This is a genomic window from Celeribacter sp. PS-C1 (genome assembly GCF_019429625.1).
GTDB lineage: Bacteria > Pseudomonadota > Alphaproteobacteria > Rhodobacterales > Rhodobacteraceae > Celeribacter.
Genome location: NZ_JAHXRW010000003.1, coordinates 383,810 through 402,975, shown reverse-complemented (window position 1 = coordinate 402,975; position 19,166 = coordinate 383,810). Strand labels below are relative to the sequence as shown.

Here is a 19,166-nt window from a genome sequence, read left to right as displayed (position 1 = left end):
TACTTTGAGCGTTGAAAAAGGAGCGGGAGTCCACCTGATCGAAAGTCCTGCCCGTTCCCATGTCTGACGCCGACATCATTTCCGCGATGCGCCGCAAGGCGGGCGTAGGCCGTCCGCCCCCGGATGTGCAGCCCATGTCGCCCGCGAAAGCGCTGCGCCTCGCGATGGCGAAAGCGGCGGAGGACACGATCGGCCTTGTGCTTCAGGTCACAGAAGTCGTCGAGGAACGCTCCACCATTTCCCGCCTTCCGGGGCAGGTGCCTGAGAACGCGCTTATGTCGCTGCTTGAGGGGCCGAACAACGCCTATGGGCTGGCTGTTTTGGACAAGAATGCCGTGTCCGCAATCGTTGAACAACAGACCACGGGCAAGGTTCTGAGCCTCCCACCCGAAGATCGCCCGCCAACCGCGACGGATGCGGTGATGTGTTCGGACCTTTGCAATCAGGTGCTGCGTCAGTTCGAATCTCATATTGCCGAGGTAGCTGCTCCGCCGGAGATCGCGGGATTTCACGTCGCCGCCCAGCTTCAGGAGGCGCGCTCCATCGCGATTGCCTTCGATGATGTGCCCTACCGTCTCTATCGTGCGCGCGTCACATTGGGGCGGCGTGGGCGCGAGGGGGAGGTGTTCTTCGTCTTTCCCTTTGCGGCGCCGAAGCTGAAAACCTTGGACGAGGGCGCGGGGGATTTCAGCAGCACCTTCCAGAATGTCGTGATGAAATCCGAGGCTCGTCTGGACACGGTGTTGCATCGGGTGCGTCTGACCTTGGGCGATGTCACCTCGCTGACCGAGGGTATGATGATCCCGATCCCACGCGAGGCGCTTTCGCGGGTCGAAGTGCGGGCGGACGACCGTCTTGTTAGCCGCGCGCGGCTGGGTCAGATCAACGGCAAACGGGCTCTGCGCGTGGTAATCTGTGCTAACGGAGAGGACGATGCGGAAGCTTTGGGTCATGAGGCGTTTGGCGCAGGCGATATAGTTGGCGCGACTGAGTTTCCCGCTCTCTCTGGTGTCGGGGACATGGGTATGAGTGATCCGGCTGGCGGAGGCGATGCTCTTCCGCCGCTCGGTGACCTGCCCGCGATGGGAGACCTGCCTTCCCTCGGCGATTTGGGCGATCTTACCCCGCTGAGTGATCTGCCTCCTCTGGGTGACCTTCCTCCACTTTAGTGACGCGATCAGAATTCGGGAAAGCTGTTGATGTGAATCAAGGCTTTTCCCATGATTTAGATTGATCATCTTGTCTCAGGGAGGAGCCATCATGAACACCATCGAAAAAAGACGCGCGCAACTGTTGGACCGCAAGGCGGAACTGACAGAACGTTTGCAAGAGATCGACGCGGAGCTGGATTCTCATCAGTCCAAGGATTGGGAAGAATTGGCCACCGAACGCGAAGGCGATGAGGTGCTTGAAGGCATGGGGGCTTCCGGCAAAGCCGAGATCGCGATGATTAATGCGGCACTCGCGCGAATGGACGCCGGAGAATACGGATTTTGCGCCGTTTGTGGCGAAGAAATCAGTTCAGAGCGTCTCGATGTGCTACCCTATACCCCTGTGTGCCGGGACTGCGCCGCCCGCAACGCCGCGCGTCACTGACACCAGACGACCGAATTGCGAGGAGAACGTCGCGGGCTCGTGGCCCATGAATTGTTGTCCATGACTTCATGACTATGACTTGAGGGAGGAAAGACATGACGAAAGTGACGAAAAGCGAAGCGGAAATTGACAAGATCGTCGATGATTTGGTGAAGGACGAAAAGACCGCAGAGGCCCTGAAAGGCAAATTGCATCAATCCATAGCCGAGCCGGAGGCCCATTTTGCGCGCCCTGAGGCCAGGAAAGATGACGATGACGACATGTGGGACAACATGCCGGTTTGATCCCCGCACGGGCGATCATTTGGGGGGAAAGGAATGAGCCATGGCGTTTGAAGCTCTGAAAACACAGGTTTATATGATCTTGGATGAAATCGCGGCGCGTCCGGCGGATCGTCATATCCTACAGGAAACCCTGCGAGAAAAACTGGCGGAGCTCTCCGCTTTGGGGCTGCCTCTGCCCGAAGATTTGGTGCGCCTTGAGGCGGAACTGGAGGAGAGTTCCGCCGACCAAATTTATCCGCCGACTTGATCCAGTCTTGGCGCCAAATCTGCGAAAAGACGCAAGTTTGGCGCCGCGCTCATTTCAACTTGCCTTAGGGGCATGCCCTCCGCCATGATGTGGAAAAACCTGTGGGGAACCTGTGGATAAGTTTGGTGTCCGAGACGCCATTGACCATGGGAGCACCATCACAGCACGTCAGGGGGCGGTATGGCATGAGCGGAGCAAAGGCGGCGGAACTTATTCGTGACAGAGCGCAGGACGAGGCGCGCTCGCCTGCCGTGATCATTGAACGCCATGAAGACATAGCGCTTTTGCGGCTGTCGCGTCCCCCGGTAAATCTTTTGACACAAGAGATGCGTCAGGCGCTTTGGGACGCCATAGCTCAGGTTGAGGCGGATACGGAGGTGAACGCCATCGTTCTTTTGGGCTCGGGCGCTTCTTTTTGCACGGGGTTCGCGCCCGATTCATTGGTCGCCCAAGACGCTGCGCCCAGCCTCAATGCACTTTGCGATCGCATTTCCTCATGTCAAAAGCCTGTCATTGCCTCGCTACACGGCGCGACGATTGAGGGCGGTTTGGCGCTGGCTCTGGCCGCGCATTACCGCGTCATGGGCCGCGCAGCGCGCCTTGGGGCCCCCGAGATTTCCCTTGGCCTCGTGCCCACCGGTGGTGTGACGCAACTCCTGCCGCGGCTCGTTGGAGCGGGACCTGCGTTAGAATTGCTGCTCTCGGGGCGGCCTGTGTCGGGGCCGCAAGCTGCCAAGTTGGGGCTGGTGGACGAGTTGGCACAAAAGCGCACGGGCGAGGCGGCAGTGGCTTATGCCAAGCGCCTTGTCGCCAGCGGGCAGGGGCCGCGCCCCACTCGGGATCGCACCGAAGGTCTGCGTGACGGGGCGAGTTATTTCAAGGAAATCGTCGCACGGCGCGAGAAAATCCGCGAGGCGCGTCTCTTAGCCCCTGCGCGGATCATCGACTGTGTCGAAGCCGCTTTGATGCTGCCTTATGAGGCTGGGCTACGCCGCGAGATGGTCGCCCGTGAAGAGTGTTTCGAGACAGAAGAGTCGAAGGCGCTGCGCCATGCGTTTTTCTCCGAACGCCGTGCGGCGCGGTTGATTGGGGCGGAGGGTGCGGTGCCTCGCGAGGTTAAGACACTGGGCCTTGTGGGAACGGGGACGTTCGCGCTCGGCATCGCAATCGCAGCGCTCGATCATGAGATCGAAGTCCGGCTTTTGGGCAATTCCGCCGACCAGCTTGTGCACGATGAGCAGCGGATCAATTCGGTTTACACACGCGCAGTGCAGCAAGGGCAGCTGACATCAGAGCAACGAGATGCGCGCCTCAAGGCCCTGATTGCGACCACGCAACTCAATGGACTGGCCGAGGCCGATCTGGTGCTCGACGCTACAGCAGGCTCAATCGAGGCCCGCACGCGGCTGTTGGCGCGGATCGAGGAATTTCTGCCGGACACCACGGTTTTGGCCACCGTTGCGGATCGCGGGTTTGCCCGTATCGCGCAAGAGTTGGCTCATCCGGAACGCTTTGTTGGACTGCATTTCTTCGCGCCGGCCCAAGCGGTCCGTGTTGTTGAACTGGCCTGCGGCCAAGGTGTCGATGCGAACGCGCTTGCCACAGCCCACGGGTTTGTGCGCGGCATTGGCAAAGTGCCTGTGACATTGCGCGCTCGCGACGGATTGATCGCCAACGTCGTGCAGGAGGCGGGCTGGTCCGCCGTCGATGTGCTCTTGCTGATGGGCGCGCGGCCTGCGCGCATCGACGAAGTGATGCGTAGCTACGGGTTTCCGGCGGGACCCTGTGAGGTGATGGATGCGCTTGGCCTCAATCATATGTCGGGCGCCGTGGCGCAGTTTCTGGTTGGCGAGGGGCGCAAGGGCAAAGCCGTGGGCTCAGGGTTCTACGACTACCTCGAGAGCGGCGAGCGCGACGACAGCCAGACCGAGGCGATCCTCGCTGATCTGCGCCGCCAGGGCGGGGTGCCGGATCTTCGTCTCACCGATCGCGACATTTTTGAACGGATCGTTCTGGCCGAGGCCAACGCCGGCGCGCGGCTGTTGCAGGCGGGCACGGTGGAGCATCCGGACGATATCGATGTGGTGATGATGTTGGCCAAGGGCTATCCGCGCTACCGGGGTGGTCCGATGCAAGCTGCCGACCTTATGGGGCTGCTGCATGCGGAGATGCGACTGAAAGAATTTGCCGATCAGGCGCCGGATATTTGGGAGCCTGCGACAATCTGGCGCGAATTGGTCAAAAATGGCGATAATTTTGAAAAATTAAACCTTATCTGAGGGTTGTTGGTTCCTTTCGGGAGATTCTTTGGCTGAAAATGCCGAAATTCACCAATTTTCGCCGCTCTGCAGCGTGATCAATGCACTCTGCAAACATGGGCTTGATCGAGATCAATGTTTTCACGAATCCACTGACATATTGCTTGTCTCGAGCGCAGGGTTCCGGTGTCAGCAGTCAGACAAGGGACCTTGCATTCCTCCCGCGGACTCTCCTTCCGATCGTCCGCGCCGTATCCTGCCTTTTGTGCGTGGGCAGAATACCATACTGGCGTCACAGGGTTTGCGTTTCTCCTGTGACGCCTCTTTTTTTCAACACTCCCTTGCGTCGCGCCGTGACCGTTCGCCGCGTGGTCGCCCTTGTCTTGCCTCACGCGGTGGGACTGTTTAGGAGGGAAGGTCGGTGTAAATTTTCGACACTCGACTGGTTCCGCGTGCGAAAGGCGCGCTTTTTTTGCTCTGTGCCAGATTTCATCCGTAGGCCTTTTGGTTTTCCTTGCATGACCGTTATGCATTTGCAGAAAATTGACACAAATCACTTACTTCTATGAGCGCGGCGCGCAATGTCGCGCCAATTTCGACTTCACGACATCCGGGTCTCCTCCCCCAGAAAGTGCGTCTCATGTCTTTGCCTCTCTCAGATATCGCCCTCACCACAATGGCGCTTTGCCTCGCGGGGGCCTTGGGGCTCTTGCTGGGAAAAATTCAAATTCGAAAGGTCGGTCTTGGCATTGGTGGTGTGCTGTTTTCCGGCATTTTGATCGGCCATTTTGCCTCACGCGCGGGCGTCGAATTCGATGGCGAGGTGATGCATTTTATCCGTGAGTTGGGTCTGATTTTGTTCGTTTATACGATCGGCATTCAGGTGGGCCCGAGCTTTTTTTCCTCCTTCGCCAAATCCGGTCTGAAATTCAACCTTGCCGCCATTGGCATCGTCTTGGGCGGGGTCGCGATGACGCTGGTGATCTATGCACTGGCGGATCTGCCTTTGCCGGTGCTCGTCGGCGTCATGTCGGGGGCCGTGACCAACACGCCGGGGCTGGGGGCGGCGCAACAGGTGCTGGGGGATGCGGGCTTTCCGGCTTCCGAGGTGGCGAATTCCGGCATGGGCTACGCAATGGCCTATCCCTTTGGTATCCTTGGAATTTTGACCTCGATGTTCGTCATTCGAGCTTTGTTCAAAATCGTTCTGGAGCGCGAAGAGGAGGCCTATAAGGCTGAGACCCAGAGCGGCGAAGAGGCGTTGCCTTCGATGAACATCGCGGTGACCAATGCCAATCTCGATGGCATCAGACTCGGCGACGTGCCGGATCTCTTTGACCACGGTGTTGTGGCCTCGCGGATGAAGCAGGGCGACGAGTTGGTGGTGCCAACCCGCGATGTGATCCTGCATCTGGGCGACTTTCTTCACCTCGTTGGGCCGAAAGAGAAATTGCAGGCGATGAAGCTCATTCTGGGCCGCGAAGTCGAGGCCGCGATGACGACAAAGGGCACCAAGCTTAGCTGGTCTCGCCTTGTCGTGACCAAAGAGCGTGTTCTGGGCAAGTCCCTGCGTCAGCTTGCTTTTCTGGAGGGCAATGGGGTCACCGTGTCGCGGATCAACCGCGCGGGCGTTGAACTTCCGGCGCAGGCCTCTTCGACCTTGGCTTTCGGCGACATCGTGACGGTGGTCGGCTCGCAACCCGACATTGATGCGGTGGCGCATCAACTGGGCAACGAGAACGCGCGACTGCAGGAGGTGCAATTCCCGGCGCTGTTTTTCGGCATCGCGTTGGGTGTGCTTTTGGGGTCCATTCCCTTGGCTGTGCCGGGGCTTCCAGCGCCTTTGAAACTGGGTCTGGCAGGCGGGCCTTTGATGGCGGCGATCCTCTTGGGGCGGCTTGGACATTGGGGGCCGTTCACATGGTATATGCCGCCCGCTGCCAACCATGCGTTGCGCGAGTTTGGCATCGTGTTGTTCTTAGCTGTTGTCGGGATTGTGGCGGGGGACCGGTTCTTTGACACGCTGCTGCATGGCGACGGGCTCAGTTGGATGGGCTATGGCATCCTGATCACGCTGGTGCCTTTGTTGGTCGTCGGCGTGATCGCGCGGGTCGTTGGCAAGTTCAATTACTTGAGCCTCTGCGGCGTTCTCGCAGGTTCCATGACCGATCCGCCGGCGCTGGCCTTTGCCGTCTCGATGAGCAAGACGGGCGCGGCCTCGGTGGCCTATGTCTCGGTCTATCCGTTGGTGATGTTCCTGCGCATTCTGGCGCCCCAGGTGCTCGTGCTGGTCTTGGCTGGCATGGGGGCAGGGGCGTTTTAAGCCGAAACCTCAAAGAAAAACCCCGGCGCCTAAGGCCCGGGGTTTGTCTTTCTAAAGGTACGTAAACCTTAGCCTTTGGAGGGAAGCGGCCCGATCATCATGACCATCTGGCGGCCTTCCATCTTCGGCATGTTCTCGACCTTGCCGATCTCCTTGGTGTCCTCGGCCACACGTTCCAAAAGCTGACGGCCCAGATCCTGGTGCGCCATCTCACGACCGCGGAACCGCAGGGTGACCTTCACCTTGTCGCCGTTCTCGAGGAACTTGATCACGTTCTTCATCTTGACGTTATAGTCATGCACGTCAGTGCCCGGACGGAATTTGACTTCCTTGATCTCGATGATCTTCTGCTTTTTGCGGGCTTCGGATTCACGTTTTTGCTGTTCATATTTGAACTTGCCGTAATCCATAATCTTGCACACAGGCGGGGTGGCATTCGGAGAAATCTCGACGAGATCCAATCCGGCCTCTGCGGCCATGTCCATGGCTTTCGCGGGGTGAACAACCCCCACGTTTTCACCCTCGGCGCCGATCAGGCGAATTTCCGGTGCGCGGATGCGTTCGTTGATACGCGGTCCGGTGTCACGGGTCGGCGGGGCGTTATGCGGTCTGCGGGCTATGGTAAGCTCCTGTCTGTCATTGCATTTGTGTTGCGGAAAAATAAGGCCAAACGCGCCCGCTTTCAACCCGCTTTCGGCGAGTTCCCGCACAAGGACGCTTGCGGGGAAAAAACGCAAGAGCTGGCCCTTACATTCTTGCAACACCCATGCCATATGCCGCCTTGGAGGGGGAGCCAAGACTTCCCCAGTCCGGCCGCACTGTTCGCGGCCTATGCATTTGGTGAGGAAGATACAATGACCAAACGTTTTTTGACCGGCGCTCTGATGACCAGCCTCGCGCTTTCCCTGGCAGCTTGTAAAGAAGAAGACAAAGCCGCCGAGACGGAAGCCACCAACGGCACCGTCATGGAACAGGCCGCAGATGCCGTGACCGACGCTGCAGAAACAGCCTCTGAGGCGGCTGAAACAGCTGCAGAAGCTGCCTCCGACGCCGTTGAAGCCGCCACCGATGCTGTCGAATCCGCTGCTGAAGGCGCAGCCGAAGCCGCGTCTGACGCCGCCGAAGCCGCTGTGGAAGCGGCCACTGACGCCGCAGATGCGGCAGCCGAGGCGACTGAAGCCGCGACTGAGGCCGCAACGGATGCCGCAACGGATGCCGCCGAAGCCGCTGCTGACACCGCATCGGACGTGACCGACGCTGCGACTGACACTGCGGCCGAAATGGCCGAAGAGGCTGCCGACACCGCTGAAGCCGCTGCCGATGTCGCGGCCGACGCCGCAGCTGATGCCGTTGAAACTGCAACCGAGGCCGCAGAAACCGCCACTGACATGGTGACCGAGCCCGCCGCCGAAGAGGCCGCGCCGTCTTTCGACATGGCGACCGCTGCTGAAGTGCTGTCGGTTGACGGTTTCGACCTCGACAAAGCGACCGAGGTTGTGAATGCCTCCGGCCTTTCCGAGACCGCGAAAGCCACCATCATCACCGGCATGACCCAAGCTCAGAATAACCCGGAAATTCTGACTGCGATCCTCGAGAAGGCCCGTACGCTTTTGGGCATGTAATCTCGTAGAGATTCAAGATTTAAGGCCGCGCGAGAGACATCTTGCGCGGCTTTTTTGTGGTCTTCTACTCGGTTCAGCTTCTCAAAAGAAAACCCCGCCGAGGCGGGGTTTGTCTCAAATACAATGTGAGGCTGATCAGTCCACGAAGGCCTTTTCGACCACGTATTCCTTCGGCTCGGAATTGGCGCCCTCGCGCAGACCGAAGCCGTCGAGAATGGCCATGATGTCCTTGTTAAACGCCAAGTTGCCGCAGACCATGCCACGGTCGGTTTCCGGGTTGATCGGTGCAATGCCCAGATCCTCGAACACTTTGCCGGACGAAAGGTTGTCGGTCACGCGGCCCATGTGGTGGAACTCTTCGCGGGTCGTGGTCGGGTAGTAGCGCAGTTTGCCTTGTTCGATCTCCGACAGAATTTCATCCGATTTGATGTGCTCGACCAATTGGCGGCCGTACTCCAACTCGGAGACTTCGCGACAGGTGTGCATCAGGATCACCTCGTCGAATTTTTCGAAGACTTCCGGCTCACGCATCAGCGAGGCGAAAGGCGCGATCCCGGTGCCGGTGGCGAAGAACCACAGGCGCTTGCCCGGCAAAAGTGCGTCCACCACGAGCGTGCCCACGGGTTTCGGACGTAGGATGATTTCATCGCCGACTTCGATATGCTGCAAACGCGAGGTCAGCGGGCCGTCTTGCACCTTGATCGAGTAGAACTCGAGATGCTCTTCCCAAGAGGGCGAGGCGATGGAATAGGCACGCAGGAGAGGTTTGGCCTTGCCCGTCGTCGGGTTCGGTTCGCCCATCAGGCCGATCATGACGAATTCTCCGGAGCGGAATCGCAGGCTTGCCGGGCGCTCGACTTTGAAGGAAAACAGCCGGTCGTTCCAGTGCTTGACCTCCAGAACCTTGGCGGCATCAGGCAGGGTGGGGACGGGTTTGGATTTTGCTTCGGTCACTTGGCTCAACTCGGTCATGTTCTGTCTCGCGCCATCTCTATAGAATATCGTGGATACATCTTTGATCCACATCATGAAAGGTCATATCTGGCGCAGGCTGGAGTGCGCCCTTTGTGACCTGTTATGCGTCGGTGTGCAAGGCGGCTCGGACCCGCGACTGATAGTCATGCGCCCGCCAATCGGCGCGCGTGCACCAAAGCTCTTCGGGCTGACGCGCGGCCAGATCATCGCTGATCTCTACTTCGTCAAAACCCGACCGGCGCGCCATAGCATATTGCTCACAGATCACATGACCCGCGGCGCGCAGACGCCCTTGAAAGCCCTGAAGTCGCAGGAGACGCGCGAGCGTGAAGCCACGGCCATCGCTAAACGCCGGGAAATCGATGCGGATCGCCGCCGCATTGCCATGCTGTGCGAGGCTTTCGGGATCGGTGTCGGAGGGCAGGTCGACCCACTCTCCGGCGTAATCTTCCGGCTGAAATCCGGTGTCGCGTACCATCACGCTCATGATGCATCTCCTGTGATGGGGCCGCGCACGATCTTGCCGTTGACGAAGTGAATCCCACATTCCGTTTTGTCTTCGCCCCGCCAGCGGCCGGCCCGCGGGTCTTCACCCTCTTTGACCGGGCTGGTGCAAGGCGCACAGCCGATCGACGGGTAGCCTTTCGCGACCAAAGGATGGCGCGGCAGGCGGTTGTTGATCATGTAGTCTTTCAGATCCTCAGGCGCCCAATAGGCCAGCGGGTTGATCTTGATCCGCGTGTTCTCTTCGTTTTCGAAGAAATCGAGTGAGGCACGGGTCGAGCCCTGAAAGCGTTTGCGTCCGGTGATCCAGGCGTCGAAATTGCCGAGCGCATTTTGCAGCGGAACGGTTTTGCGCAGATCGCAGCAAGCGTCTTTGTTTGACAGGTGCAATAACCCGTCGGGATCATGCGCGGCCACGCGCGCCGGCGAGGGCGAAATGCGCCGCACGTCCCGCAGGTCGAGCTTGTCGATCAGCTCGAGCTGATACTGGATCGTCTCTTCGAACAACATTTCCGTGTCGATGAAAATCACCGGCGTGTCTGGTTTCATCACCGAAATCATGTGCAAGAGCACAACGCTTTCGGCGCCGAAAGACGACACAAGCGCGATCCGCCCCAACTCCCGGTCCCGCAGCGCCAGTTCAAGCACCGAGGTCGCGGAATGGTTGGCGTAGCGCGCGTTGAGGCGCGCGACACGGTCGTCGACCGAGCCGAACTCCTCGCGCAAAGAGATGGCTTCCGCCAGATTATGCTGCATTCGCTTTTTCCTCTTTCGGAGGATAGAGCGCGTCCTTGAACGGCGCCATGCCGAGGCGGCGATACGCCTCGAGGAAGGTTTCCTCAGGTGCCTCTCGCAGCTCCAGATAGGTCGCAAGAATGCGCTCAATCGCAGGAATGATCTCGTCGTAGGCAAAGCCTGGTCCGGTGCGCTCGCCGATCACCATGTCTTCGGTTCCGTCGCCGCCGAGCGTGATCTGATAGTTCTCCACACCGGCGCGGTCGAGGCCCAGAATGCCGATGTGACCGACATGGTGGTGCCCACAGGCGTTGATGCAGCCGGAGATCTTGATCTTGAGCGGGCCGATCTCGTGTTCGAGTTTCAACTCGTCAAAGCGGGTCGCAATGCCTTGCGCCACTGGGATCGAGCGGGCCGTGGCCAGCGCGCAGTAGTCCATGCCGGGGCAGGCGATGATGTCGCTCACGAGACCGATGTTGGCGGCCGCAAGCCCGGCCTCTTTGAGTGCTGCGTGGATCACCGGCAGGTCGGATTTATGGACATGCGGCAGGATGACGTTCTGCTCATGCGAGATGCGCAGTTCGTCGTGGCCATAGTCGCGCGCCAACTGTGCCAGAACCCGCATCTGATCGGCGGAGGCATCACCCGGGGTCTGGCCCGGCGTTTTGATCGACACGGTTGCAATGGCATAGCCCGGCGCGCGGTGCGTGGAGAGGTTGGTGTCGGCCCAGGCGCGGAACACCGCATCGGTGGCATACGCGCGGTCATAGGCGTCAGTCGCAGCCTCGCGGAACGCGGGCGGAGCAAACGCGGCTTTGATCTCTTCGAGCATCGCCAGGTCGATGCCGCCGAACAGCGGTTTGACTTGGGCAAAGCGCTCTTCGACACGGGCACGGATGTCCTCAATGCCATGCTCATGCACAGTGATTTTGATCCGGGCTTTGTATTTGTTGTCGCGGCGGCCCAGGAGGTTCCATACCGACACCGTGGCCTCGAGATAGGGCAAAAGGTCTGCGAGAGACACGAAGTCTTTCAGCACCTTGCCCACCATCGGCGTGCGGCCGAGGCCGCCACCGACGATGATTTGAGCGCCGATCTCGCCGTCCTGCTCGCGCAGGTAAAGCCCGATGTCATGGGCTTTGATCACCGCACGGTCGGCTTTGGCGCCCGAGACGGCGATTTTGAATTTGCGCGGCAGGAACTGGAATTCCGGGTGATCGGTGGACCACTGACGCACCAACTCGGCCACAGGGCGCGGATCGGCGACCTCATCGGCGGCCGCGCCCGCAAAATGGTCGGCGGTGACGTTGCGGATCGTGTTGCCGGAGGTCTGGATCGCATGCATTTCCACATCCGCCAGATCCGAAAGGATCGCGGGCACATCGGGCAGCTTCGGCCAGTTGTACTGGATGTTCTGCCGCGTGGTAAAATGGCCGTAGCCGCGGTCATAGGTTTCGGCAATATGAGCAAGCTGATCCATCTGCCCGCTGTTGAGCGTGCCATAGGGGATCGCCACGCGCAGCATATAGGCGTGGAGTTGCAGATAGAGGCCGTTCATCAGGCGCAGCGGGCGGAACTCTTCCTCCGTCAGGCTGCCGTCGATGCGGCGGGCCACCTGAGCGGAGAACTGAGCGACACGCTCGCGGACAAAGGCTTCGTCGAAGTCGTTGTACTTATACATGGGCTTCGGCCTCCTGTTTGCCGTGGAAGTAGTTGGACGGTCCGGTGCGGCGGAACTCCTCGCGGAAGTGCGTGGGCTCGGGGCCGTTTTCGCCCAGCTTGATGTCGGTCAGATAGGCGCCGACCACCATGCCGTCTTTCGCGGCCTCGGCCAGAGCGGCGTCGGCGACCTCGGCTTCGGTGAAGGCACGGGCCTGACGCAGGTCGCGGACCCACTGGCCGTTGTCATCGAGATAGATCACATCGCCCTCCAAAAGGGCGTTGGCGGTGATGGCTTTGGGCGTAAACGGGCGCGGCATGGCTTTTTCCAACTTGCGAATTCTTGCTATTAATTTAGAACATTGTCCCAATATCTGGCCAGATGCGCAGAGAGATAAGGATGATTGTTCCTCTGCATTGCAGCAGGAAGGCCGGAATTCCGATATGAAGAGGAAAATCGAAATGGTGGACCAGATCGACGCGATGGACCGGAAAATTCTGGGCGAGCTGCAACGCGATGCGAGCCAGTCTTTGGACGAAATCGCCCGCAAAGTCGGCTCTTCCAAGACGCCGGTGTGGAATCGCATCCGCAAAATGAAGGACGCGGGTGTCATCGGTCAGCAGACGGTGATTTTGGATCCCGAGAGCCTCGGCCTTGAGGCCTGTTTCTTTGTCCTCGTGCGCACCAGCGCGCATGAGGCGGGGTGGCAGGAGAAATTCCTCAAAGTACTGCAAAAACGTCCCGAGGTCTTGGAAGCGCACCGGCTCGCGGGCGAGATCGACTATATCCTCAAGGTTCGGGTGAAGAACGCCAAGGCCTACGACGAGTTTTATCAAGCCCTGATCGGCGAGGTGTCGATCTATAATGTGACGGCGCTTCTGTCGATGGAAGAGATCAAGTCAACGACGATGTTGCCGCTTTGAGAGGATGCCGGGGGTTTTGCCCCCCCCGGACCCCCGCAGGATATTTTTAGACAAAAGAAAGGGCGCAGCGGGAAACCGATGCGCCCTTGATCTAAGTGTCGATCAGCTCAGCGGTTTCCGGAGCGCGTGAACAGGCCCGCATCCTCGGCAGCCTTGCGCAGCGCGTTGGATTTGTTGACGGTTTCCTGATATTCGCCCTCGGGAGAGCTGTCGTAGACCACGCCGCCGCCGGCCTGTATGTAGAGCTTTTCGTCCTTCAAAACGGCGGTACGGAGCGCGATGCACATGTCCATGTCGCCGCCTGCGGAAAAGTACCCCACGCCGCCGCCATAGACGCCGCGTTTTTCGGGTTCCAGCTCGTCGATGATCTCCATCGCGCGGACTTTCGGCGCGCCGGAGACGGTGCCTGCGGGCAGACCGGCCAAGAGAGCGGAGAGCGCGTCTTCGTCGTCGCGCAACTCGCCCACCACATTGGAGACGATGTGCATGACGTGGGAGTAGCGCTCGATGATGAACTCTTCGGTCGGATGCACCGTGCCGATTTTCGAGACCTTGCCGGTGTCATTGCGGCCCAGATCGAGAAGCATCAGGTGCTCGGCGAGTTCCTTTTCATCGGACAGCAGGTCTTCTTCGAAGGCCTTGTCCTCGGCGGGCGTCGCGCCGCGTTTGCGGGTGCCGGCGATGGGGCGGATGGTGACCTCGCCATCGAAAACGCGCACGAGAATTTCGGGCGAGGCGCCGATGATCTGGAAGCCACCGAAGTTGAAGAAGAACATGAAGGGCGACGGATTGGTGCGGCGCAAAGAGCGATAGAGCGAGAAGGGCGGAAGCGGGAAGTCCTGCTTCCAGCGCTGCGCGGGCACGACTTGGAAAATGTCGCCTGCGGTGATGTATTCTTTCGCCTTCTCGACGGCGGCTTTGTAGCCCTCGTGGGTAAAGTTCGAGGTGGCGGGAGGCGCAATGTAAGCCTCGCCCATTTCGTGACTGGCCTCAGAAGGCGCACGTTCTAGATCGCGCAGCGCATCCATCACGCGTTCGGCGGCCTGCGCATAGGCGGCTTTGGCGGAGAGACCGGAGGAGGCCCAAGCGGGGGAGACGAGGATCACATCGCCTTTGACCCCATCGAGGATCGCCACCAGAGAGGGCCGCATGAGGACCGCATCGGGCAGGCCGATAGGGTCGGGGTTCACATTGGGCAGATGTTCGACAAGGCGGATCATGTCATAGCCCAGATAGCCAAAGAGACCGGCGGCGGCACCCGGCAATTCGTCGGGGATGTCGATGCGGCTCTCATCGATCAGAGCCCGGATCGAAGACAGCGGGTCTTTCTCGTCTACCTCATAGCTGTCGTCGTCAAAGCGTGCGTTGCGGTTGATCGAGGCGACCGCGTCGCCACCTGTGCCTTCGCATTTCCAGATCAGGTCAGGCTTCATGCCGATGATGGAATAGCGCCCGCGCACCTCGCCGCCGGTGACGGATTCGAGGATGAAGCTGTCGGTGCGAGCGCCTGCGAGTTTGAGCATGATCGACACCGGCGTGTCGAGATCGGCGGCCACTTTGGCGTAAACCAACTGGTTCTGGCCTTGGGCGTAGCCTTGTTCAAAGTCGGAATAGCTTGGGATGAGCGTGGCCATGAGGGTCTCTTATTGCATCTGGCTGTGAATGGCGGTCAGGGCCGCTTGGTTGATCGTCACACCTTCGCGGGCGCGCAGCGCCTCGGAGAATGCGTCGATCACATCGGTGGCAGCACCCTGTGCGGCAGAGGTGATGTAGCTCTGTGCGATGGTGGCGTTTTCATCGGTGGTCGCGGGCGGCTCGATCGTGTCGATCTTGGCGATGATCACGCGGTTTTCACCGGGGATCAGCGTGGTGCCACCAGCCTGAAGACCTGGCGCGAAGACCGCATCCATGAAACCCTCGGGCATGGTGGACAGGAAATCCTGACGCGTAATGGCGGAGAAGGTTTCTGTCGGCAGGCCAAGTTCAGTGATGACGGCACCCGAGGCAACCTCGGTCTCAATCGCTTCGGCGCGCGCGGTGAGGCGTTGTTGCAGCGCGTCGGCCTCCCAATCGGCGGCGACCTGTTCACGCACCTCGTCCAGCGGCATCAGGGTCGCGGAAACGATCTCGTCGAGGCGCAGGGCAAAGACCCCGCCATCGGACAGCTCAATGATTTCAGGGTAGTCGTCCTGCGTCACTTGCGCTGCGGCCTGTTTGAAGGCGGTGTAGGCGGCAATGCCGCCTTCGCTCGAGGGTGTCCAGTCGAGCGTGCCCAGTTCCATTTGGGTCTCATTGGCGAGATCTTCGAGCGTGTAGCCTTCGGCCAGATCGTTGTCGAATTCTTCGAGCAGGCCAGAGATCAGGCGTGCTGCGGCATCGGTGCCCATAACGGCGGCCAATTCTTCGCGGGCCTCTTCGAAAGAGACTGCGGAGCCAGCCAGTGTGCCATTCACCCGGTACAGCGCCGGACCCAGATCGGACATCACGGGGCCGACCACGCCGGTGCCGTCGAGGGCGAAGACGGCAGCGCCCGCTTCGGAAGACAGATCATCCGCGGAGACATCGCCCATATCGGTGTCGATCAGATCGAGCCCACGTGCGGTAACCTCATCTTCATAGCTCGTTTCACCGGCGGCGATACGGTCGGCTGCGGCCTGTGCGTCTTCCACGGAGCCATAGACCAGACGCTCGACCAGACGGCGCTCCGGTTGGATGTAGCTGTCGATGTTCTCGTCGTAGAGTTTGCGCAGTGCCTCTTCGTCGAGATCGACCTCATCCATGATCATCGCGGGTGTGAGCCAGGCGTAGGTGATGCGACGGGCCTCAGGGGCGGTGTAAGCATCGGGGTGGGTGTCATACCAGGCCTGAATGTCGCTCTCGGAGGCAATCGGTGCACCCGTGTCCAGCGCGTCGGCAGCCAGAGTTGCGACGGAGACGGTGCGGCGTTCGCCGAGCCAATCCACGACAACCTGACCGTAGGACGGCGGCATGGTAATGCCGGTGGCCAAGGCCCCGGTCAAAAGCGCCCGCGCGGCCTCTTTGCGCAGATTGTCCTCGAAGCCCTTGTCGTTCATGTTGTTGCGCGACAGGGCCTGGCGATAGGCCTCCGCATCGAATTTGCCGTCGATGCCTTTGAAGGCGTCAATATTCAACAATTCACGGCGCACGGCATCATCGCCCACAGACAGGCCGACGCGCGCGGTTTCCGCATCCAATGCGGCTTGCGACAAAAGCTGGTCGAGCACCTGTTGCGACAGACCGAAGTCCTGCGCCTGTGCGACAGAGAAGGGCTGGCCGGTCTGGGCCTCGATGGCGCGCATCTGGTTTTGCAGGGCCGAGGCATAAGCATTGGTCGAGACCTCTTCATCACCCACCGCGCCTACGCGGGTCACGGAGCCGCCAAAATTCGCCGTGCCAAAGCCACCAAGGCCGACGATCAGGAGGCCCATGATGCCCCACACTACCATTTTCGTGCCAGAACCCTTGCCGCTCGCCATGTTTTTAGTCTCCTTCAAGGTTGGAAAACTGTGTAGGGGCAAGCGAAACCGAGGGCAAGGCAGATCAGGGCGTGATTTCGGCCAATCTGCTGAAAAGCTCCGTGATCCCCGCTTGATCGATATTGGCAAAGGCGATGCGGAGCTGATGCTCGGCACGTTTGTCGCCTTCGGGCATAAACGTCGAGCCGGGCAGCAAAAGCACCCCAGCCTCACGAACGAGCCAAGGGGCCAGCTCAGATGATGGCATCTCGAAGGGGTGGCTGACATAGGCAAAAAACGCGCCACAGCCCAAAAGGCGCCAGCCTTTGGCGTCGAGTTGCGGGAAACCGTCGATGATCGCTTGGCGACGCGACAGAATCTCGGCGCGCTCGCCCGCGACCCAGTCGCTCAGGTTTTGCAGCCCCCAAAGCGCTGCCTTCTGGCCGATTTGATTGGGGCAGATCGAAACGGTGTCGAGATATTTCTCAACTTGCTCAAGCCGCTCTGCTGAGGCGATCACGGCGCCCACGCGGTGGCCGGTGAGGCGGAAGGCTTTTGAGAAGGAATAGAGGTGCACCAGCGTGTCCTGCCAGCCCTTTTGCCGGAACAGATAATGGGGCACCTCATCGCGACTGTCGAAATCGCGATAGGTCTCGTCGAGGATCAACATGATGCCTCGATCACGGGCCAGCGCGTAGAATTTCGTCAAAAGCTCCGGCGGATATTCCACGCCACCCGGATTGTTCGGCGTGATCAACACCATGGCGCGGGTGCGCGGGCTGATCAGACGCGCGGCCTCTTCGAGATCGGGCAAAAGATCGTCTCCCGCGACTAGGGGCACGGCGGTGACGCCCGACATATCGCACCACATTTTATGGTTGAAATACCACGGCGCGACCAGAATGACCTCGTCGCCCGGGGCGGCAATCGTGCTCATAACCGAGGTGAACGCCTGATTGCAGCCGGCGGTGATGGCGACCTGATCGGCGGTGATGTCTGCGTGATAGGCGGAGGACCAATCCTTGGCGATCTGGCTGCGCAGCTCCGGCAAGCCCAGAACCGGCCCATAAAGATGTGCGCTGGTGTCGTCCATCGCCATGCGGGCGATCTCTTGGCGCAGGGGCAGCGGCGGCGCCTCCATCGGCGCGGCCTGACTTACGTTGATCAACGGGCGCTCAGGCGGAAAGGTGACACCTTCGGCCCATTTACGAGAGGCCACGATGGGCGAGGCAAAGGTGCGGGCCATGGGGGCGGCGAGAGGCGTCAGCATCGGAAATCCTTGGTCTAAATCACGGGATAAGATTAGGGGGCGCTCGCGAGGGATGCAATCATCTGCACGCATCACGAGCGACGCATTAAAATGGATCAAAACGCAGGCAAGGTGCTGAAAAAAAAGACGTTCACCTCGGCTGTGCGGTTTTGATCGGGTGGCTTCAAGCTTTGTTTACCTCTTTTGACACAATCTTGGATGACTCTGAAGAAAAACGCCCCCATCTGCCTCTCCACAGGAGGCGCTGCCATTTTGGAAATTTGAGGGCGCGCGAAGACAAGAAGCAGAACAGCGCCGGGACCGTGTCCCGCGCCACAACAGGACTTAAGAGGTTAACATTATGGCATATGGTTTCGCCGCGCCGAATGGATATGACACACTGATCAACGCGCTCAAGGCGGCTTTGACAGCCGCGCGCGATGGCGATCTCGCCCGCGAAGAGGAAATGACGGAAGAGATTCGCGACGCTTCTTACGAGATGATGCCGAGACAGGCGGGCTATCTGGTACGCTCAGCCTGCGGCGCAATTGATGCGGCAATGCGCGGATTTGATCGCGAAAACAGTCTCGCCTCCGCCGAACATGCGATTGAAAATGTTCAGGATATGCTCTGGCGGTCGCAGGGCACGGCCTCCGCCGCCTGAACCGTCTTACTTCGGACAGAGCCAGGCATCGAGATAGCTTGTGAGCCGGCTCTCCAGCGCCTGACGACTGTTCAGCGCGCAGAAATTCAGGGCGATGGCCTGAATGAAAAACGCGCTGATGCCTTCGCCCACTAATTCCGGCGCAATGTCGGGGCGGTAGGGGGCCTTTTGCGCCCAGCGGGCGAATATAGCGATTTGTTCATCGAATTGCGTGGCAATCGGCCCGATGTCCGAAATTGCCGCCGCCCCTGAGTGGCGGACGATCACATCGAAGACATAGCGCTCCGACGTCATGAAATGGATCAGCGGCAGGAGCAGTTCGACCATCTCCGGTATGTCTTTCGGTGTCGCCGCCGCCGCGGTCTCGGCAATCAGTTCGGCCATACGTGCGCCGATGATCTGCTCCATCAAGGCGTCCTTATCCTTGAAGTGCGCGAAAAACGTACCTTTGGCGACACCCGCCGCGCGCACTACGTCCTCGACTCGCAGGGCCTCGAAACTTTCTTTTGAAATCAGATCTTTTGCGGCTGTGAGCAGCTTGTCCCGGGTCGCAAGCGCGCGTTTCTGGATCGGTTTGGTCACGGTTTTGGTCATGGGGGGAGTGTGCATGTTTTCTGACTGTGGTCAAATTTAATTATTGACCGTGGTCA

19 protein-coding genes are annotated in these 19,166 nt (G+C 59.8%); 9 read left to right on the top strand and 10 right to left on the bottom strand.

The genetic code is table 11. The annotated features are described in order from the left end of the window. The first annotated feature begins 59 nt into the window (after positions 1 to 59). The 6 genes from J5Y17_RS06760 (at position 60) to J5Y17_RS06735 (ending at position 6,708) form a co-directional block, all read left to right on the top strand. Positions 60 to 1,169, top strand: coding sequence for a FliM/FliN family flagellar motor switch protein (locus J5Y17_RS06760; RefSeq protein WP_219784457.1), 1,110 nt, complete (start codon positions 60 to 62; stop codon positions 1,167 to 1,169). Positions 1,170 to 1,260: 91 nt separating this feature from the next. Then, positions 1,261 to 1,596: a TraR/DksA C4-type zinc finger protein gene (locus tag J5Y17_RS06755; protein WP_219784456.1), complete on the top strand. Its 336-nt coding sequence runs from the start codon at positions 1,261 to 1,263 to the stop codon at positions 1,594 to 1,596. A 95-nt stretch (positions 1,597 to 1,691) separates the two neighbouring features. Then, complete coding sequence (locus tag J5Y17_RS06750; protein WP_219784455.1) at positions 1,692 to 1,880, top strand: hypothetical protein; 189 nt, start codon at positions 1,692 to 1,694, stop codon at positions 1,878 to 1,880. Between the two features lie 40 nt (positions 1,881 to 1,920). Next, positions 1,921 to 2,127, top strand: a complete 207-nt coding sequence (locus tag J5Y17_RS06745; protein ID WP_219784454.1) for a hypothetical protein — start codon at positions 1,921 to 1,923, stop codon at positions 2,125 to 2,127. A 185-nt stretch (positions 2,128 to 2,312) separates the two neighbouring features. Then, positions 2,313 to 4,406, top strand: coding sequence for an enoyl-CoA hydratase-related protein (locus tag J5Y17_RS06740; protein WP_219784453.1), 2,094 nt, complete (start codon positions 2,313 to 2,315; stop codon positions 4,404 to 4,406). Positions 4,407 to 5,025: 619 nt separating this feature from the next. Continuing rightward, positions 5,026 to 6,708, top strand: a complete 1,683-nt coding sequence (locus J5Y17_RS06735) for a putative transporter (protein ID WP_219784452.1) — start codon at positions 5,026 to 5,028, stop codon at positions 6,706 to 6,708. A 68-nt stretch (positions 6,709 to 6,776) separates the two neighbouring features. Here J5Y17_RS06735 and infC read toward each other — a convergent pair whose 3' ends face one another. Further along, complete coding sequence (gene infC, locus J5Y17_RS06730) at positions 6,777 to 7,328, bottom strand: translation initiation factor IF-3 (protein WP_219784495.1); 552 nt, start codon at positions 7,326 to 7,328, stop codon at positions 6,777 to 6,779. 234 nt (positions 7,329 to 7,562) lie between these two features. Here infC and J5Y17_RS06725 point away from each other — a divergent pair, with 234 nt between their 5' ends. Next, positions 7,563 to 8,330, top strand: coding sequence for a translation initiation factor 3 (locus J5Y17_RS06725; RefSeq protein ID WP_219784451.1), 768 nt, complete (start codon positions 7,563 to 7,565; stop codon positions 8,328 to 8,330). 135 nt (positions 8,331 to 8,465) lie between these two features. Here the strand turns inward: J5Y17_RS06725 and J5Y17_RS06720 are convergent, their stop codons facing one another. From J5Y17_RS06720 to J5Y17_RS06700, 5 genes are all read right to left on the bottom strand, one after another. Continuing rightward, on the bottom strand, positions 8,466 to 9,302 hold the full coding sequence (locus tag J5Y17_RS06720; RefSeq protein WP_219784450.1) for a ferredoxin--NADP reductase: 837 nt from the start codon (positions 9,300 to 9,302) through the stop codon (positions 8,466 to 8,468). Positions 9,303 to 9,405: 103 nt separating this feature from the next. After that, positions 9,406 to 9,792 carry a DUF934 domain-containing protein gene (locus tag J5Y17_RS06715; protein WP_219784449.1) on the bottom strand — a complete coding sequence of 129 codons (387 nt, stop codon included), beginning with the start codon at positions 9,790 to 9,792 and terminating at the stop codon, positions 9,406 to 9,408. Beyond that, positions 9,789 to 10,565, bottom strand: coding sequence for a phosphoadenylyl-sulfate reductase (locus J5Y17_RS06710; RefSeq protein WP_219784448.1), 777 nt, complete (start codon positions 10,563 to 10,565; stop codon positions 9,789 to 9,791). The genes J5Y17_RS06715 and J5Y17_RS06710 overlap by 4 nt, the downstream gene beginning before the upstream one ends. Continuing rightward, positions 10,555 to 12,225, bottom strand: coding sequence for a nitrite/sulfite reductase (locus J5Y17_RS06705; protein ID WP_219784447.1), 1,671 nt, complete (start codon positions 12,223 to 12,225; stop codon positions 10,555 to 10,557). Before J5Y17_RS06705 ends, J5Y17_RS06710 begins: the two co-directional genes overlap by 11 nt. Further along, positions 12,218 to 12,523, bottom strand: a complete 306-nt coding sequence (locus tag J5Y17_RS06700) for a DUF2849 domain-containing protein (protein WP_219784446.1) — start codon at positions 12,521 to 12,523, stop codon at positions 12,218 to 12,220. Before J5Y17_RS06700 ends, J5Y17_RS06705 begins: the two co-directional genes overlap by 8 nt. Positions 12,524 to 12,665: 142 nt before the next feature. Here J5Y17_RS06700 and J5Y17_RS06695 point away from each other — a divergent pair, with 142 nt between their 5' ends. Then, complete coding sequence (locus J5Y17_RS06695; RefSeq protein WP_219784494.1) at positions 12,666 to 13,127, top strand: Lrp/AsnC family transcriptional regulator; 462 nt, start codon at positions 12,666 to 12,668, stop codon at positions 13,125 to 13,127. 107 nt (positions 13,128 to 13,234) lie between these two features. Here J5Y17_RS06695 and trpE read toward each other — a convergent pair whose 3' ends face one another. The 3 genes from trpE to J5Y17_RS06680 all read right to left on the bottom strand — a co-directional run bounded on the left by trpE (position 13,235) and on the right by J5Y17_RS06680 (position 17,873). Beyond that, positions 13,235 to 14,761, bottom strand: coding sequence for an anthranilate synthase component I (trpE, locus tag J5Y17_RS06690; RefSeq protein WP_219784445.1), 1,527 nt, complete (start codon positions 14,759 to 14,761; stop codon positions 13,235 to 13,237). A 9-nt stretch (positions 14,762 to 14,770) separates the two neighbouring features. Continuing rightward, positions 14,771 to 16,624: a SurA N-terminal domain-containing protein gene (locus J5Y17_RS06685; RefSeq protein ID WP_219784444.1), complete on the bottom strand. Its 1,854-nt coding sequence runs from the start codon at positions 16,622 to 16,624 to the stop codon at positions 14,771 to 14,773. Between the two features lie 64 nt (positions 16,625 to 16,688). Continuing rightward, a complete protein-coding gene (locus J5Y17_RS06680) occupies positions 16,689 to 17,873 on the bottom strand; it encodes an aminotransferase (protein ID WP_219784443.1) in 1,185 nt (394 codons plus the stop codon). Between the two features lie 340 nt (positions 17,874 to 18,213). Between J5Y17_RS06680 and J5Y17_RS06675 the strand changes: the two genes are divergently transcribed. Then, on the top strand, positions 18,214 to 18,516 hold the full coding sequence (locus J5Y17_RS06675) for a hypothetical protein (protein ID WP_219784442.1): 303 nt from the start codon (positions 18,214 to 18,216) through the stop codon (positions 18,514 to 18,516). A 6-nt stretch (positions 18,517 to 18,522) separates the two neighbouring features. Here J5Y17_RS06675 and J5Y17_RS06670 read toward each other — a convergent pair whose 3' ends face one another. Beyond that, positions 18,523 to 19,110 carry a TetR/AcrR family transcriptional regulator gene (locus tag J5Y17_RS06670; protein WP_255571915.1) on the bottom strand — a complete coding sequence of 196 codons (588 nt, stop codon included), beginning with the start codon at positions 19,108 to 19,110 and terminating at the stop codon, positions 18,523 to 18,525. Positions 19,111 to 19,166: the final 56 nt, after the last annotated feature.